Raw genomic sequence first — 15,541 nt, 5'->3', positions numbered from 1 at the left:
CGCGACACACCCGCGGCATCAGTCCATGATCGGTCCGCACCAGCCGGGCAGATAGTCGGCGTCCTTGCCCTTGGCCAGCACCAGCGCGTCCTTCATCGCCTTGTCGAAATTTTTCGCCACGGCACTCCTGTCGATGCGCCGGCGCAGGAAATCCGCCCACAGGAATTCGCTGAACGGGGTGGTGTCCTTGGCATAGCCGCCCAGCCGCCGCAGTTCGCCCGCCATGCTCCGGTAGGGGTCGTCGACCAGTTCGCCGATGGTCTTTGGCAGGGCGGCATAGTCGCGGCGCTGGCCGTTTTCATCGAACGGGTGCATCCAGCCGCGGTTGTCGAGCATGAAAAGGAACGCGTCCTTGTCCAGCGCCGACAGGTCGCTGATCACCGTCACGAGCACATCCTTGACACCTTCGTCGATCAGGGCGCGGGCGAGATGATGGTGGTCGGTGACGTAGTTGCGCTTTTTTGGCCCCAACACGACTGGGATCATGTGCTTGCCCAGAAAAGCGCCTGTTTTCGCGGCGCTCTGCGAGCGGATCAGCTGGCGTTTGAGGTCCACCTCGCGCATCCCGACGGTAATCTGCGTTGGCCGCAGTTCCTTGACCGGAACCGGGGTCACCAGCGGTTCTCTCAGGACGACCATGGCGTACTCTCCTGGTTTTCCGGCTGGCCGGAATGCAGAGCCCTGATGGCGGCATCGACACTGTGAAAGATCCGTTGCGGGCCGACGAGATCGATGATGCCGAACCTTGCAAGGGCTTCTTGGGCACGCACCGACTCCATTCGAGCAATGGCGAATATTGCGCCCGCATTGCGGCAATAGGCGATGGTTTCGATCAATGCCTGGGCGGCGGTGTAGTCGATCTCGACAATGTTACTGGCCTCCAGCACGACGAGTTTTACATCGCCCTTGCCGGCGTCGACCAGATCGCAAAAGCCGCGTTTGAAACGGTCGGCATTGACGAAGGACAATGGCGCCTGGAACGCCGCGACCAGCACGCCGGGGAGTTTTTCGCCAGCGCCCGGCTTGGCCGGCGGCCACCAGACCGAAGTTCCCGGCACTTGTTCCAGTTCGATCGGCAGCGTCCGGGTCGCGCTCCAGATTCCATGCAGCAGCGAGAGGCCGATGCCGACCGCCACGCCGGTTTCGATGGGCAGCACGACGATGGCCGCCATGGTGATCAGGATCAATGCGAATTCGACCGGCGCTTGCCGGTAGACGCTGGCGAACACCTTCCAGCGCAAAATGTGCTGGGCGACGAACATCAGGACCCCGGCGAGGGCGGCCTGCGGGACGTCGGGGAGCAGACCGCCGCCAAAGGCGCCAAGGGCCAGAACGATCGCCGCTGCAACAAGGCTCGAGAATTGCGAGCGGCCGCCCGACTGGGAGACGATTGCCGTGCGTGGTGGGCTGGCGTTGACGGCGAAGGCGCCGAACAGGCTGGACGCGATGCTGCCAGCGCCGACACCAACGAAATCGCGATTGACGTCGGGCGCGTCGCCCTGCTGGGCGAAGGAGCGGGACGTGGCGGCCGTCTGCACCATGACGACGATGGCGATCAACAATGCCAGCGGAACGAGCGCCTGCACATCGTTGAGACTGGCAAGCGGCAGTCCGGCGTGCGGCAGTCCATTGGGCAGGGCGCCAAGCACCTCGACGCCACGATCCTCGAGGCCGAAGACGGCGACCGCTGTCGTGGCAAGCACCATGCCAATCAAGGCGCCGGGAATGCGGGGGCTGATGTGGTCGGCGCCAAGGACGATCGCGAACACGCCAAGGCCGAGCCCGAGGCTCCAGGGATTGGTGAGATGGAGACTGCCGGCAATCTCGCCGACACGTCGTAAGGTTTCACCGCTCTCGGAGGGCAAGCCGAGCAGTCCGGGCATCTGTGAAACGATGATGTGGACGGCGATGCCGGCCAGAAATCCCGTGGTGACCGGAACCGACAAAAGATCGGCAACCCAGCCAAGGCGAAGAATGCCGCTCAACGTCACAATCAGCCCGACCATCAGCGCCAGTATGGCGGCCAGCGCCAGATAGTGCGGCGAACCGGACGCGGCCAGCATGGCGAGGCCGCCGGCAAACAAAGGCGTGATGGTCGAATCCGCGCCGGCCGAAAGGTGGCGATTGGCGCCGAACAGCGCAAATGCCACCGAACCGGCGACAAAGGCGAAAAACCCGACCTCGGGCGCAAAGCCGCCGAGCCTGGCTGTCGCCATCTGTTCGGGAATGGCGATCGCGGCCAGTGTCATACCGGCGATCAGATCGCCATTGAGATCCCGCGGTGTCCAACCGCGCAGCGCCCGCAAAGGCAGCCACGAGCTCAGGCCCATCGCGCTCGCTGCTTTCGACTGGGGGAAACGGTCCATTGCCGGCTTTTGCCTTACTGGCGGCGAAAGCGCCGTGGCCATATCGTCGCAATTAGCGGTATCCTTTTGAAATTACCACTAAAAATGACACTGGAAAAGTGCCGCGGACATTGGAGTTTCAGCCTCGCTTCCTATATAAGCAGCGAGTGATTCCTGTTTAGATTGTGATCCGATTTGACCGACCAAAAGACACCGCGCGGCGCCGACGGCGGCCCCACCGGCATCGAACCCATCTCCATCATAGAGGAGATGCAGAGTTCTTATCTTTCTTACGCCATGAGCGTGATCGTCAGCCGTGCGTTGCCCGATGTCCGCGACGGCCTGAAGCCAGTGCACCGTCGCATTCTCTATGCGGCGCATGAGAGCGGCTACCACTGGAACCGCAAATATGTGAAGTCGGCGCGTCCGGTCGCCGACGTGATGGGTAAATACCATCCGCATGGCGACGCCTCGATCTATGACGCCTTGGTACGCATGGCGCAGGACTGGTCGTTGCGCGTGCCGTTGATCGACGGGCAAGGCAATTTCGGCTCGATCGACGGCGATCCGCCGGCCGCGATGCGCTATACCGAATCGCGCCTGACCAAGGTCGCGCATGAGCTGCTGGAGGATATCGACAAGGATACCGTCGATTTCCAGGACACATATGATGCCTCGGACACCGAGCCGAAGGTTCTGCCGGCGCGCTTTCCCAATCTGCTGGTCAACGGCTCGGGCGGCATTGCCGTCGGCATGGCCACCAACATCCCGCCACACAATCTCGGCGAAGTCTGTAACGCCGCCATCGCCGTCATCGACAATCCGGCGATCGACCTGCCGGCGCTGATGGAGATCATTCCGGGCCCCGATTTCCCGACCGGCGGCATCGTGCTTGGCCGCTCCGGTATCTACAGCGCCTATTCCACCGGCCGCGGCTCCATCGTCATGCGCGGCAAGGTCAACATCGAACAGCGCGGCAACGACCGCGAATCGATCATCATCACCGAGGTTCCCTATCAGGTGAACAAGGCCTCGATGATCGAGAAGATGGCCGAACTGGTGCGCGACAAGCGCGTCGAGGGTATTTCCGACATCCGCGACGAAAGCGACCGTCAGGGTTATCGTGTCGTCATCGAGCTCAAGCGTGACGCCGTTGCCGACGTCGTCCTCAACCAGCTCTACCGGTTCACCCCGCTGCAGACGTCTTTCGGCGCCAATATGGTGGCGCTGAACGGCGGCAAACCGGAACTGCTGAACCTGATCGACATGCTGACGGCGTTCGTCACCTTCCGCGAGGAGGTGATCAGCCGGCGGACAAAGTTCCTGCTCCGCAAGGCGCGCGACCGCGCCCATGTGCTGGTTGGTCTGGCAATCGCCGTCGCCAACATCGATGAAGTGATCAAGCTTATCCGCACCGCGCCGGATCCGCAGACGGCGCGCGAGCAGTTGATGGAGCGGCGCTGGCCCGCGGGTGACGTCGAATCGCTGATCCTTCTGATCGACGATCCGCGCCACCGCATCAACGAGGACGGTACCTACAATCTGTCCGAGGAACAGGCGCGCGCCATCCTCGAACTGCGCCTGCAGCGCCTGACCGCGCTCGGCCGCGACGAAATCGCGGATGAGTTGAACACGATCGGCGACGAGATCAAGGACTACCTCGACATCCTGTCGTCTCGCGCGCGCATTCAGCAGATCGTCAAGGACGAGCTCGCCGCCGTACGCGACGAGTTCGGCACGCCACGCCGCACCGAGCTCACCGACGGCGGCGCGGACATGGAAGACGAGGACCTGATCCAGCGCGAGGACATGGTCGTGACGGTGAGCCATTCTGGCTACATCAAGCGCGTGCCGCTCTCGCTGTACCGGGCGCAGCGCCGCGGCGGCAAGGGCCGCTCCGGCATGTCGACCAAGGAAGAGGATTTCGTCACCCGGTTGTTCGTCGCCAACACGCACACGCCGGTGCTGTTCTTCTCCTCGCGCGGCATCGTCTACAAGGAAAAGGTCTGGCGCCTGCCGATCGGCAATCCGCAGTCACGCGGCAAGGCACTGATCAACATGCTGCCGCTGGAGCAGGGCGAGCGCATCACCACGATCATGCCGCTGCCCGAGGACGAGACGAGTTGGGGCGAGCTCGACGTGATGTTCGCCACCACGCGCGGAACCGTGCGCCGCAACAAACTGTCCGACTTCGTACAGGTCAACCGCAACGGCAAGATCGCCATGAAGCTGGAGGAGGAGGGCGACGAGATCCTCGGCGTCGAGACCTGCACCGACAATGACGACGTGCTTTTGACCGCCAGCTCCGGCCAGTGCATCCGCTTCTCGGTCGGCGACGTGCGCGTCTTCCAGAGCCGCAACTCTGTCGGTGTGCGCGGCATCACCATGGCAGACACCGACCGCATCATCTCAATGTCGGTGATCGAGAATGTCGATGCGCCGCCGGCCGAACGGGCCGCCTATCTCAAGCGGGCGGCGGCCGAACGGCGGCTCGCCGCCGGTATCGCCGCCGGTGAAGAGGAAGAGATCGCGCTGACCAACGAAGAGGTCGGCGAGGAGACGGAGCTTTCAGACGAACGCTACGAGTTCCTCAAGATGCACGAACAATACGTGCTGACAGTGACTGAATATGGCTACGGCAAGCGCTCTTCGTCCTATGATTTCCGCCTGACCGGGCGTGGCGGCAAGGGCATCCGAGCCACAGATGTCTCGAAGACGGCCGAAATCGGCCGTCTGGTGGCAACTTTCCCGGTCGGCAACGACGATCAGATCATGCTGGTTTCGGACGGCGGCACCGTCATTCGGGTGCCCGTCAACGGCATCCGTTTCGCCAGCCGCGCCACCAAGGGCGTGACCATCTTCAACACGGCTGAAGGTGAAAAGGTGGTTTCGGTCGAGCGAATCTCGGAGCCGCAATCGGACGAGGAAGTGGAGGAGGCCGTCGAGGATGGCGCGGAGCCCAATTCGACGACTGACGGTCCGGATAGCGCCGAATAGCTCCTGGGGCGGGTTTGACATAGCAACGCCGGCCTAGTCGCCGGGCGCGGCAGCAAGTCAAGACTGACTTAGTAGTGACGATACGGCTTGCGCGAGCCGAAGCCTTCGAAGCGCTTGGTGGTTGCCTTGACGCGGATGCGCTGTGCCTCCTGATGCAGCCCGAATACTGTGGCGATCAGCATGGCGACGGTCATCGCTGTGGCGAGCATGTAGATCAGCATGTGCGTGTTCTCCTGCGTCTTACCAACGGATATATGGGAGTTTGGTTTCATCTTATTAAGGGTGGAACCTAGTGAACGCTGCGTGAAGGCTTCGTGATCAGCGTATTCATCTGTCGTTCATGTGCCGGAAAAGGTTCACGGGCCGCCTGCTGATCGGATTTGCCTTTGTGAGAGAGGCTCGCTAGAAGCTCCCGCATGACCGAACGCATCGCCCTATATGCCGGCTCCTTCGACCCGCTGACCAACGGCCATCTCGATGTGCTGAAAGCATCGCTGGCCGTTGCCGACATCGTTTATGCCGCAATCGGCATTCATCCGGGCAAGAAGGCGCTGTTTTCCTTCGAAGAGCGGGTGCGGTTGATCGAAGCCGCCACGAAAGCCGAATTCGGCAGCGATGGCACCCGCATCAAGGTCGTAGCCTTCGATGGGCTGGTGATCGATGCCGCCAGAAGAGAAGGCGCCTCGATCATGATCCGCGGTCTGCGCGACGGCACCGACCTCGACTACGAAATGCAGATGGCCGGCATGAACGAAACCATGGCGTCGGAGCTGCAGACGGTTTTCCTGCCCGCCAGCCCGTCGGTGCGAACCATTACCGCCACACTTGTGCGCCAGATAGCCTCGATGGGTGGCGACATCCGCCCCTTCGTGCCGGCGGCGGTGGCCGGTGCGCTCACCGCAAAATTCGCGAAATAAGCTCGGAGAAAATCCTCATGCAGCTCAAAAGGCTCGCCTCATTCTTTGTTGTGCTCGCCGGTCTTTTGACCGCGTCCGCTTCGGCCTATGCCGCCGATCCGGAAAACACCATGGTCATCACGCTGAAAGATGGCGACGTGACCGTCGCGCTGCGCCCCGACCTGGCGCCCAAGCATGTTGCCCAGATCAAGAAGCTGGTGCGCGATCATGCCTATGACAATGTCGCTTTCCATCGCGTCATCGACGGCTTCATGGCGCAGACCGGCGACGTCAAGTTCGGCAACATGGAGAAGGGTTTCAATGCCCAGGCCGTCGGCACCGGCGGCTCGGACCTGCCCGACCTGCCGGCCGAATTCTCGCAGACCGAGCACTACAAGCGTGGCGTGGTCGGCATGGCCCGCTCGCAGGATCCGAACTCCGCCAATTCGCAGTTCTTCATCATGTTCGCACCGGCACCGCCGCTCGATGGCCAGTACACCATCGTCGGCAATGTCGTCAGCGGCATGGACCTGGTCGACAAGATCAAGAAGGGCGACGAGGCGGACAACGGCACGGTCACCGAGCCCGACCGGATGATCAAAGTGCGCATCGCCGCTGACAAATAATTCAATTTTTCAAAAGGATATCTAACATGGCTGAGATCAAGGATCGCGAGAACGCGCTCATCATGGAAACGACCAAGGGCAAGGTCGTCATCGAACTGTTTCCCGATTTGGCCCCCGGCCATGTCGCCCGCATCAAGGAACTGGCGCGCGAAGGCGCCTATGACGGCGTCGTCTTCCATCGCGTCATCGAAGGCTTCATGGCGCAGACCGGCGACGTCAAGTTCGGCAATTCGAGCAAGCCCTCGTTTGCACCGTCGCGCGCTGGCATGGGCGGCTCTGAAAAGCCTGACCTGAAGGCTGAGTTCTCCAACGCGAACCACGGGCGCGGCACCTGTTCGATGGCTCGTTCGCAGAACCCGAACTCGGCCAACTCGCAGTTCTTCATCTGCTTCGACGATGCCGCTTTCCTCAACCGCCAGTACACGGTCTGGGGCCAGGTCATCGAAGGCATGGACAATGTCGACAAGATCAAGCGCGGCGAGCCGGTGCAGGATCCCGACAAGATCGTGTCGCTGAAGGTCGCGGCAGACGTCAAGTAAGGCGAAACGACAATGATGGGCGTCGTCTGGTCGCTTCTCGGCATCCTGTCCGGCGCCTTCATTGCCATTCAGGCGCCGATCAACTCGCAGCTTGCACGCGGCCTGGGTCTCCCGGTCGCGGCGGCCGCGTTTTCATTCCTGTCGGGCGCGGTCGTGCTTGGCATCATCTCGGTCACGGTGGTGAAGCTGCAAGGCATATCGCTCGACTGGAAGGCGCCGGCGCCGTGGTTGTTCGTCGCCGGCGGTATGCTCGGCGGCTTCTACGTCACGCTTTCAACCATCCTGACGCCGCGCATCGGTGCGGCCGCCCTGATGGCGTTCCTAGTGGCCGGTCAGTTGATCGCCGGCATGCTCATCGACCGCATCGGCTTCCTTGGCGTTGCGGTGCGTGAAATCTCGCTCGGCCGGATCGCCGGCGCGGTGCTTCTGCTGGCCGGAGCGCTGCTCGTTCGGCTGTTTTGATTCCCGATGCGCGTCGACCTCTTTGATTTCGACCTGCCGGAGGAGCGTATCGCGCTTCGCCCGGCGGAACCGCGCGACAGCGCCAAAATGCTCGTCATCAAGCCGGGCGAGGAGCTGGAGGACCGGACGGTTGGCGATCTGCCGTCCTTGCTCGGCGCCGGCGACGTGCTGGTCTTCAACGACACCAAGGTCATTCCAGCGCAGCTGAAGGGCATCAGGCGGCGCGGCGAAGCACAAGCGCAGGTCGAGGCCACGCTGCACATGCGCATGGCTCCTGACCGTTGGCTGGCGTTCATGCGGCCGGGAAAGCGCATCGCCGCCGGCGACCGCGTCCATTTCGGCCATGACGGCAATTCCTGTTTCCTCGGCCAGCTCGACGCCACCGTGATCGAAAAAGGCGAGGGCGGTGAAGCGCTGCTCGGCTTTGATCTATCCGGGCCTTTCCTCGACGAAGCGCTGCACGCGGTCGGCCACATTCCGCTGCCGCCCTACATCGCCTCGAAGCGCGACGACGACGAGCGCGATCGTGCCGATTACCAGACCATCTATGCCCGGGAGGAGGGTGCGGTAGCGGCACCCACCGCGGGCCTGCATTTCACGCCGGAGCTTTTCGCGGCGCTGGATGCCAAGGGCATCGAACGCCACTTCGTCACGCTTCATGTCGGCGCCGGTACGTTCCTGCCGGTGAAAGCGGACGACACCGCCGACCACAAGATGCATGCCGAGATCGGCTCGGTCAGCGCGGCGACCGCCGAGGCGCTCAACGCCGCGAAGGCGAGGGGCGGGCGCATCGTTGCCGTCGGTACGACCTCGCTGCGCCTGCTGGAGAGCGCGGCGCGTGAAGACGGCACGCTGGCGCCATGGTCCGGACCGACCGACATCTTCATCACGCCCGGTTACCGCTTTCGCACCGCCGACATGCTGATGACCAATTTCCATCTGCCGCGCTCGACATTGTTCATGCTTGTCTCGGCCTTCAGCGGCCTCGACACGATGCGTGCCGCCTATGCGCATGCCATCGCGAACCGTTACAGGTTCTACTCCTATGGCGACGCAAGCCTGCTTTACCGAGCGGAGATGAGCGATGGACGATGATCTGCAAACCCTCGATGGCGAGAGCCTGATCGCGGAAGTGAAAAAGCTCCGCGCCGGCATTCGCGCGCACCGCGATACATCAGGCCACGATCTGTGCTGGCATCACCCCGATCTGTGGGACCTGCTGCCTGAGAAGACCGAGCCATCGATCGCCGTGCCGCCCTGGCCCAAATTCATGCGAGGCTGCATCCGGTACCGTCAATCGCTCGACAGGCAGGCGCCGGATGCGCCGGTCCACGACAAGGAATTCAATGACTGAGACGTTCAGCTTCAAGGTGCTGGCGACCGATGGCAAGGCGCGGCGCGGCCTGATCGACATGCCGCGCGGCGAAATCCGCACGCCGGCCTTCATGCCGGTCGGCACCGGTGGCACGGTCAAGGCCATGTACATGGACCAGGTGCGCGGCGTCGGCGCCGACATCATCCTTGGCAACACCTATCACCTGATGCTGCGGCCCGGGGCCGAGCGCGTGGCGCGGCTCGGCGGTCTGCACGAATTAGCCCGCTGGCCGCATCCGATCCTGACCGACAGCGGCGGATTCCAGGTGATGTCGCTGTCGAAGCTGAGGAAGCTGACCGAGAAAAGCGTCACCTTCCGTTCGCACATCGATGGCGCGGCTTATGAAATGTCACCGGAGCGCTCCATAGAAATTCAAGGATTGCTCGATTCCGACATCCAGATGCAGCTCGACGAATGCACGGCGCTGCCCGCCGAGGTGAAAGAGATCGAGCGCGCCATGGAACTGTCGCTGCGCTGGGCGGCACGCTGCAAGACGGCGTTCGGCGACCAGCCAGGCAAGGCGATGTTCGGCATCGTGCAGGGTGGCGACAACGCCGCGCTCAGGGTGCGCTCGGCGCAGGCGCTGAGTGCGATGAACCTCAAGGGCTATGCTGTCGGCGGCCTGGCTGTCGGCGAGCCGCAAGCGGTGATGCTCGATATGCTCGACATCACGTGCCCGGAACTGCCCGACAACAAGCCGCGCTACCTGATGGGCGTGGGCACGCCGGACGATATCCTGAAATCGGTGGCGCGCGGCATCGACATGTTCGACTGCGTGATGCCGACGCGAGCCGGCCGGCATGGTCTTGCCTATACCAGGCGCGGCAAGGTCAATCTGCGCAACGCCCGCCACGCCGACGATCCGCGCCCGCTCGACGAAGAGAGCGATTGCCCCGCGGCGCGCGACTATTCGCGCGCCTATCTGCACCATCTGGTGCGCTCGCAGGAGGCGCTCGGGGCGATGCTGCTGACCTGGAACAACCTTTCCTACTACCAGATGCTGATGCAGGACATCCGGGCCGCGATCGAAACGGGCAGGTTCGAGGCACGTGGCGCCGAGATCAGCGAAGGCTGGGCGAGGGGCGATATCCCGGGGGTGTAACGCTCCGACGCTGCAGCATTCACGTGCTCAGCGAATTCGACGCCCGCAGGCTGCAGCCGGTGATCTGGAACGTGCCGTCGGGCTGTTGCTGTAGCGTGTAGACCGCCTCGTAGTCCTTGCCGTCGGGGCCGACGATCAGCACCTGCTGGACGATCGAACCCGGGCCCGTCTGCTCGACCTTGCCGAAAGAGTAGGACTGTGGCCTGCGCACAGGCGGATAGCCGTTGGTCACCATGTTCATGAAGGCGTCGACGGTCGGGAATACCTGCTTCACATTCGGGGCGGCGAACCTATAGGCCTTGGCGCCGTCATTGGCGACGAGGGCCTTCAATTGACCGTCGATGACGGCCTGGCCAGCCTTGATCTCGGCATCGCCGGCAAACGCCTGGGAAACCAGCATGAGCGAAACGAATGCGAATGCGAAAAAGCCGCGGCGCATGGCCTGTCTCCACCGTCCCTTCGAAAAGCCGCCTCCAGAAACGCTGTTCCGGGAGGCATCCTAACATATGGGTGAGGGTGCTTCACGGTTTCAGGGGGCGCCAATGATGGGACCCTGAGGGAGAGAGCGTGTGCTGCGCGAGGCCGTTGCCAAGGTAGGTGCCGGCCAAGTGCGCATTCCAACGCTTGAAAGGCCGCCTCCAGTCTGCCAGAAGGGCCGCTTGGACCTGGAAGTTAGCGGGACGAAGCCATGAAGGCGTTTTTCGTGCAGATCAAATGCGAGCTGGGCAAATCCTATGAGGTTGCCAGCGCGCTTGCCGACGCCGAGATCGCCTCGGAAATCTACTCCACCGCCGGCAATTACGATCTGCTCGCCAAATTCTATGTCGATGATGAGGAAGACGTCGGCCATTTCGTCAACGAGAAGGTGCAGATTCTTCCCGGCATCAAGGACACGTTCACCGTCGTCACCTTCCGCGCCTTTTAGCAGCGCGAGGCATTTGCCCGGGCATGAGGCAAAGCCTGATCAAGCTCATATTTCAGCTGCCTCAATTTTAGGCAGCCGCAACATACTGATCGTCGGGATCTCCCAAATCACCGATTACGCTTGATTTTCTCCGACGACGCCAGTGAAATGGCGTCACAGGGGAGTATGCGATTGGCCGCGTTCGATGAAATGCTTCCGGAGGTCTCCGGACTTAGAAGACCATATTCGGCTTACGATCGCTGGCTGAAGGAGCAGGATCCAGCCAGACTTACCGAAAAGATGCAGGACGCCGAACGCGTCTTCCGCAAGACCGGCATCACGTTTGCGGTCTACGGCGAGCAGGAAGCATCCGAACGGCTGATCCCGTTCGATATCGTTCCCCGCATCATTTCAGGCAATGAGTGGCGCCGCCTGACGCAAGGCATCGAGCAACGCGTACAGGCGCTGAACGCCTTCCTCGACGACATCTACCATCGCCAGGAAATCCTTCGCGCCGGCCGCGTCCCCAGGGACCTGATCGCCAGGAACGAGGCATTCCTGCCGGAAATGATTGGCGTGCGGCCGCCGGCCGGCGTCTACACCCACATCATCGGCGTCGACATCGTGCGTATCGGCGAGGACGAGTTCTACGTGCTGGAAGACAATGCGCGCACGCCGTCCGGTGTCTCCTACATGCTGGAGAATCGCGAAACGATGATGCAACTGTTCCCCGAGCTGTTCCAGAAGATCAAGGTGCGGCCGGTGGAGAATTATCCGCAGCTGCTGCGCCAGTCGCTGGCGGCGGTGCGGCCACAAGGCACCAAGGGCGCGCCGACCATCGCGGTTCTGACGCCCGGCAGTTTCAATTCCGCCTATTTCGAACACGCCTTCCTTGCAGATCAGATGGGCGTGCAACTGGTGGAGGGGCAGGATCTGCGCGTCGTCGACGGCCATGTCGCGATGCGGACGACCGAAGGCTACAAGCAGATCGACGTTCTCTACCGCCGCGTGGATGATTCTTTCCTGGACCCGCTGACCTTCAGGCCGGATTCGGCCCTTGGCATACCGGGCATCATGGATGTCTACCGCGCCGGCAACATCACCATCGCCAATGCGCCGGGAACCGGCATCGCCGACGACAAGGCGATCTATTCGTACATGCCCGAGATCGTCGAATTCTACACCGGCCGCAAGGCGATCCTCGGCAACATCCCGACCTGGCGCTGTTCCGAGCCCGACAGCCTGAAATATGTGCTCGAACACATCGACGAGCTTGTGATCAAGGAAGTGCATGGTTCCGGCGGCTACGGCATGCTGGTCGGCCCGGCGGCGACCAAGAAAGAATGTCAGGATTTTGCCAAGAAACTGCAGGCCAAGCCGTCTAATTACATCGCCCAGCCGACGCTCGCGCTCTCGACCTGTCCGATCCTGACTGAAAAGGGGCTGGCGCCGCGCCACGTCGACTTGCGGCCTTATGTGCTGGTTTCCGACCGCATCCAGATCGTGCCTGGTGGGCTGACGCGCGTTGCGCTGAAGGAAGGCTCGCTGGTTGTCAATTCCTCTCAGGGCGGCGGGACGAAGGATACGTGGGTGCTGGATGATTAAAATGGGTGAGTAGGGAATAGTCAGTAATGAGTGGTGGAAGCAGAGGGGACAGGGAAATGCCATATTCCGTTGAAATTCAATCGCTTGCTATTCGCTGCTCGCTATTCCCTACTCACTAGCCCGAAGGGCCATTCCATGCTTCTCGGCCGCACCGCCAACGGGCTCTACTGGATGAACCGCTATATCGAGCGGGCGGAAAACATGGCGCGGCTGGTCGACGCCGGGCTGCGCATGGCGCTGACCCGCACCCAGAATGCGTCCGAGGAATGGAATTCGGTGCTGCTCAGCGCCGGCTCTGACGTCGCCTTCAAGCAGAAATACCCGGACTATACGGCGGCCAATGTCTCTGATTTCCTTTTGCGCGACACGTCGAACCCATCGAGCACGATGTCGTCGATCGAGACTGCCCGCAACAATGCGCGCATGGTGCGCACCGCGCTGACGCGCGAGACCTGGGAGAGCATCAACGAAGCCTGGATGGCGCTGAAACGGATGCTGGCGAGGCCGATCGACGAGCGCGACCTGCCCAACGTGCTCGACGCGATCAAGCGCGAGACCGCGCTGATCCGTGGCTCGTTCTACGGTACCATGCTGCGCAACGAGATTTTCGATTTTTCGCAGCTCGGCACCTATGTCGAGCGCGCCGACAACACCGCGCGCATCCTCGACGTGAAATACTATGTGCTGCTGCCGTCGATCTCCTGGGTCGGCTCGACGCTCGACAACTATCAGTGGGAATCGATCCTGCGCTCGGTGTCGGCGCATCGCTCCTATCGCTGGGTCTACGACGCCGACTACAAGCCGACCAATATCGCGGACTACCTGATCCTCAACGTCCGCATGCCGCGGTCGCTGACCTTCTGCTATCGCTTCCTGGCAGAGCATCTGAAGTTCCTCTCCGACGACTATGGCGAGCGCCATGCGTGTCACGCAACGGCGGAAAAGACGCAGGCAATGCTGAGGGCAGGGTCGATCAAGGATATATTCGACACCGGTCTGCATGAGTTCCTGGCCGGGTTCATCCGCGACAACACCAGGCTCGGCGACGAGATCGCGCAGGACTACAGGTTTTATTGAGGAAGCCATGCGGCTGAAAATCACGCACCGGACCGAATACCGCTACGACGCACCGGTGCAGTATTTGCTTCAGAGGCTGCGGCTGCTGCCCGTGAGCGGGCCGACCCAGACCGTGCTGTCCTGGGCGCTGAAGGTCGAAGGCGCGCGCGAGGAAGTGCGATTTGCCGACCATTACGGCAACGACAACAGGCTGTTGAGCGTCGAGGGTGACCACGACTTCATCACAGTCGAAGCGTTGGGCGAGGTGGTGACGCGCGATACATCGGGCGTCTGTGGGCCGCACCAAGGCTTCGCGCCGCTCTGGCTGTTCGCGCAGGAGACCGCTTTGACCGCCATAGGCGACGGTATCCGCAATCTTACCGAGGCGGTCGGCAAGGGCACCGACCTCGAAAGACTGCACCGGCTGATGGCCGCCATCGGCGAACGCGTCGCCTACACGCCGGGAACCACCAATGCGACAACCTCGGCCGAGGAGGCCTTGGTCCTGAAAACCGGAGTCTGCCAGGACCATAGCCACATTTTTGCCGCCGCCGCGCGCGCCATGGGATTTCCTGCCCGCTACGTCAGCGGTTATCTGATGATGGATGCGGTGGAGCAGGCGGCGAGCCACGCCTGGGCCGAAGCCCATGTCGCCGGCCTCGGCTGGGTTGCCTTCGATCCCGCCAATGGTATTTCTCCCGACGAACGCTATGTGAAGGTGGCCACCGGCCGCGACTACCGTGACGCTTCGCCGGTGTCGGGAATTCGGCTGGGACAGGCGGAAGAACTGCTTGCGGTCACCGTCACGGTAGAGCAGTAATCCCCAGGGATTGCTGCCTCAAGAGATTCCATGACCTATTGCGTCGGCCTCAAGATCGATCGCGGGCTCGTGTTCATGTCGGACACGCGCACCAATGCCGGCATGGATTCGATCTCGACCTTCAAGAAGATGCATGTCTGGGAACAGCCTGGCGAGCGTGTCATCGTCTTGATGTCGGCCGGCAACCTGGCGACGACGCAGGCCGTGGTCAGCCTGCTGGACGAGCGTACCAAGGCGGTGAGCGACCGCCACGAGAAGTTGCTCGAAACGCCGTCCATGTACCAGACGGTGCGGTTGGTCGGCGACACGGTGAAAGAGGTGATCGCGCAATCGTCGCCCGCCGGCGAGAAGGCCGATTCCTATTTCAATGCCTCCTTCATCCTCGGCGGGCAGATCAAGGGCAGCCCGCCGCGCCTTTTCATGATCTATCCCGAAGGCAATTTCATCGAATCGACCGACGACACGCCGTTCTTCCAGATCGGCGAAACCAAATACGGCAAACCGATCATCATTCGCGCCTACGAAAAGACGATGAGCCTCGCTGCGACGGTGAAACTCCTGCTGGTGTCGTTCGATTCGACGTTGAAGTCGAACCTGTCGGTCGGCTTGCCGCTCGACCTGCTTTTCCTGGAACAGGACGCCTTTCAGGTCGGCCTGAAAAAGCGGATCGCCCAGGACGATCAGTATTACCGCACGATCTCTGACGGATGGTCGAATGCCCTGAAGACGGCTTTCGCCAGTTTGCCGGATTTTCCTGGCTAGTCCGCTGTTTCGCCACTTGACGGCGGTTGCATTTATTTCACATGTTAATTAA

At 62.0% G+C, this 15,541-nt stretch carries 17 protein-coding genes; 13 read left to right on the top strand and 4 right to left on the bottom strand.

What is annotated here, in order from left to right; translation table 11 throughout:
- Positions 1-18 precede the first annotated feature (18 nt).
- Together FJW08_RS02400 and FJW08_RS02395 are read right to left on the bottom strand one after the other, a co-directional pair.
- Positions 19-639, bottom strand: coding sequence for a ParB-like protein (locus FJW08_RS02400; RefSeq protein WP_140757522.1), 621 nt, complete (start codon positions 637-639; stop codon positions 19-21).
- The gene (locus FJW08_RS02395; protein ID WP_246682167.1) at positions 627-2,366 is read right to left on the bottom strand and encodes a SulP family inorganic anion transporter; all 1,740 of its coding nucleotides are present in this window, start codon (positions 2,364-2,366) and stop codon (positions 627-629) included. Before FJW08_RS02395 ends, FJW08_RS02400 begins: the two co-directional genes overlap by 13 nt.
- Before the next feature lie 174 nt (positions 2,367-2,540).
- On the opposite strand from FJW08_RS02395, the gene gyrA reads away from it, so the two are divergent.
- Positions 2,541-5,342 carry a DNA gyrase subunit A gene (gyrA, locus tag FJW08_RS02390; RefSeq protein ID WP_140808548.1) on the top strand — a complete coding sequence of 934 codons (2,802 nt, stop codon included), beginning with the start codon at positions 2,541-2,543 and terminating at the stop codon, positions 5,340-5,342.
- A 68-nt stretch (positions 5,343-5,410) separates the two neighbouring features.
- On the opposite strand, the gene FJW08_RS02385 is transcribed toward gyrA, so the two are convergent.
- The gene (locus FJW08_RS02385; RefSeq protein ID WP_084636784.1) at positions 5,411-5,563 is read right to left on the bottom strand and encodes a hypothetical protein; all 153 of its coding nucleotides are present in this window, start codon (positions 5,561-5,563) and stop codon (positions 5,411-5,413) included.
- A 195-nt stretch (positions 5,564-5,758) separates the two neighbouring features.
- Between FJW08_RS02385 and coaD the strand changes: the two genes are divergently transcribed.
- The 7 genes from coaD to tgt are packed head-to-tail and all read left to right on the top strand — an operon-like array spanning position 5,759 to position 10,342.
- A complete protein-coding gene (gene coaD / locus FJW08_RS02380) occupies positions 5,759-6,259 on the top strand; it encodes a pantetheine-phosphate adenylyltransferase (protein ID WP_140808546.1) in 501 nt (166 codons plus the stop codon).
- A 17-nt stretch (positions 6,260-6,276) separates the two neighbouring features.
- Positions 6,277-6,864 (top strand): peptidylprolyl isomerase, encoded by a 588-nt coding sequence (locus FJW08_RS02375; RefSeq protein WP_140808544.1) that lies wholly within the window; start codon positions 6,277-6,279, stop codon positions 6,862-6,864.
- A 26-nt stretch (positions 6,865-6,890) separates the two neighbouring features.
- A complete protein-coding gene (locus FJW08_RS02370; RefSeq protein ID WP_015317720.1) occupies positions 6,891-7,403 on the top strand; it encodes a peptidylprolyl isomerase in 513 nt (170 codons plus the stop codon).
- Positions 7,404-7,415: 12 nt separating this feature from the next.
- Positions 7,416-7,865: a DMT family transporter gene (locus FJW08_RS02365; RefSeq protein WP_140808542.1), complete on the top strand. Its 450-nt coding sequence runs from the start codon at positions 7,416-7,418 to the stop codon at positions 7,863-7,865.
- Between the two features lie 6 nt (positions 7,866-7,871).
- Positions 7,872-8,960, top strand: coding sequence for a tRNA preQ1(34) S-adenosylmethionine ribosyltransferase-isomerase QueA (queA, locus tag FJW08_RS02360; protein WP_140808540.1), 1,089 nt, complete (start codon positions 7,872-7,874; stop codon positions 8,958-8,960).
- Positions 8,950-9,219: a hypothetical protein gene (locus FJW08_RS02355; protein ID WP_140808538.1), complete on the top strand. Its 270-nt coding sequence runs from the start codon at positions 8,950-8,952 to the stop codon at positions 9,217-9,219. The genes queA and FJW08_RS02355 overlap by 11 nt, the downstream gene beginning before the upstream one ends.
- On the top strand, positions 9,212-10,342 hold the full coding sequence (gene tgt / locus FJW08_RS02350) for a tRNA guanosine(34) transglycosylase Tgt (protein WP_140808537.1): 1,131 nt from the start codon (positions 9,212-9,214) through the stop codon (positions 10,340-10,342). The genes FJW08_RS02355 and tgt overlap by 8 nt, the downstream gene beginning before the upstream one ends.
- Before the next feature lie 19 nt (positions 10,343-10,361).
- Here tgt and FJW08_RS02345 read toward each other — a convergent pair whose 3' ends face one another.
- Positions 10,362-10,781, bottom strand: coding sequence for a DUF4864 domain-containing protein (locus FJW08_RS02345; protein ID WP_140808536.1), 420 nt, complete (start codon positions 10,779-10,781; stop codon positions 10,362-10,364).
- A 249-nt stretch (positions 10,782-11,030) separates the two neighbouring features.
- Between FJW08_RS02345 and FJW08_RS02340 the strand changes: the two genes are divergently transcribed.
- The 5 genes from FJW08_RS02340 to FJW08_RS02320 all read left to right on the top strand — a co-directional run bounded on the left by FJW08_RS02340 (position 11,031) and on the right by FJW08_RS02320 (position 15,489).
- Entirely contained in the window at positions 11,031-11,267 is a 237-nt protein-coding gene (locus tag FJW08_RS02340) for an Lrp/AsnC family transcriptional regulator (RefSeq protein WP_010909609.1), read from the top strand.
- A gap of 171 nt (positions 11,268-11,438) precedes the next feature.
- Positions 11,439-12,851: a circularly permuted type 2 ATP-grasp protein gene (locus tag FJW08_RS02335; protein ID WP_181182816.1), complete on the top strand. Its 1,413-nt coding sequence runs from the start codon at positions 11,439-11,441 to the stop codon at positions 12,849-12,851.
- A 135-nt stretch (positions 12,852-12,986) separates the two neighbouring features.
- Positions 12,987-13,928, top strand: coding sequence for an alpha-E domain-containing protein (locus tag FJW08_RS02330; RefSeq protein WP_140757511.1), 942 nt, complete (start codon positions 12,987-12,989; stop codon positions 13,926-13,928).
- Between the two features lie 7 nt (positions 13,929-13,935).
- Positions 13,936-14,727 (top strand): transglutaminase family protein, encoded by a 792-nt coding sequence (locus tag FJW08_RS02325; RefSeq protein WP_140808532.1) that lies wholly within the window; start codon positions 13,936-13,938, stop codon positions 14,725-14,727.
- A 30-nt stretch (positions 14,728-14,757) separates the two neighbouring features.
- Entirely contained in the window at positions 14,758-15,489 is a 732-nt protein-coding gene (locus FJW08_RS02320; protein ID WP_140808530.1) for a peptidase, read from the top strand.
- Positions 15,490-15,541 lie beyond the last annotated feature (52 nt).

The organism is Mesorhizobium sp. B3-2-1 (genome assembly GCF_006439515.1).
Taxonomy (GTDB): Bacteria; Pseudomonadota; Alphaproteobacteria; order Rhizobiales; family Rhizobiaceae; genus Mesorhizobium.
Note: the sequence above shows the minus strand (reverse complement) of the source record. Positions and strands in the feature narration are given on the sequence as shown.

Coding starts and splice junctions, on each gene's coding strand:
- FJW08_RS02400 (WP_140757522.1), bottom strand. CDS start 639: ATGGTCGTCCTGAGAGAACCGCTGGTGACCCCGGTTCCGGTCAAGGAA.
- FJW08_RS02395 (WP_246682167.1), bottom strand. CDS start 2,366: ATGGACCGTTTCCCCCAGTCGAAAGCAGCGAGCGCGATGGGCCTGAGC.
- FJW08_RS02385 (WP_084636784.1), bottom strand. CDS start 5,563: ATGCTGATCTACATGCTCGCCACAGCGATGACCGTCGCCATGCTGATC.
- coaD (WP_140808546.1), top strand. CDS start 5,759: ATGACCGAACGCATCGCCCTATATGCCGGCTCCTTCGACCCGCTGACC.
- FJW08_RS02375 (WP_140808544.1), top strand. CDS start 6,277: ATGCAGCTCAAAAGGCTCGCCTCATTCTTTGTTGTGCTCGCCGGTCTT.
- FJW08_RS02370 (WP_015317720.1), top strand. CDS start 6,891: ATGGCTGAGATCAAGGATCGCGAGAACGCGCTCATCATGGAAACGACC.
- FJW08_RS02365 (WP_140808542.1), top strand. CDS start 7,416: ATGATGGGCGTCGTCTGGTCGCTTCTCGGCATCCTGTCCGGCGCCTTC.
- queA (WP_140808540.1), top strand. CDS start 7,872: ATGCGCGTCGACCTCTTTGATTTCGACCTGCCGGAGGAGCGTATCGCG.
- FJW08_RS02355 (WP_140808538.1), top strand. CDS start 8,950: ATGGACGATGATCTGCAAACCCTCGATGGCGAGAGCCTGATCGCGGAA.
- tgt (WP_140808537.1), top strand. CDS start 9,212: ATGACTGAGACGTTCAGCTTCAAGGTGCTGGCGACCGATGGCAAGGCG.
- FJW08_RS02345 (WP_140808536.1), bottom strand. CDS start 10,781: ATGCGCCGCGGCTTTTTCGCATTCGCATTCGTTTCGCTCATGCTGGTT.
- FJW08_RS02340 (WP_010909609.1), top strand. CDS start 11,031: ATGAAGGCGTTTTTCGTGCAGATCAAATGCGAGCTGGGCAAATCCTAT.
- FJW08_RS02330 (WP_140757511.1), top strand. CDS start 12,987: ATGCTTCTCGGCCGCACCGCCAACGGGCTCTACTGGATGAACCGCTAT.
- FJW08_RS02325 (WP_140808532.1), top strand. CDS start 13,936: ATGCGGCTGAAAATCACGCACCGGACCGAATACCGCTACGACGCACCG.
- FJW08_RS02320 (WP_140808530.1), top strand. CDS start 14,758: ATGACCTATTGCGTCGGCCTCAAGATCGATCGCGGGCTCGTGTTCATG.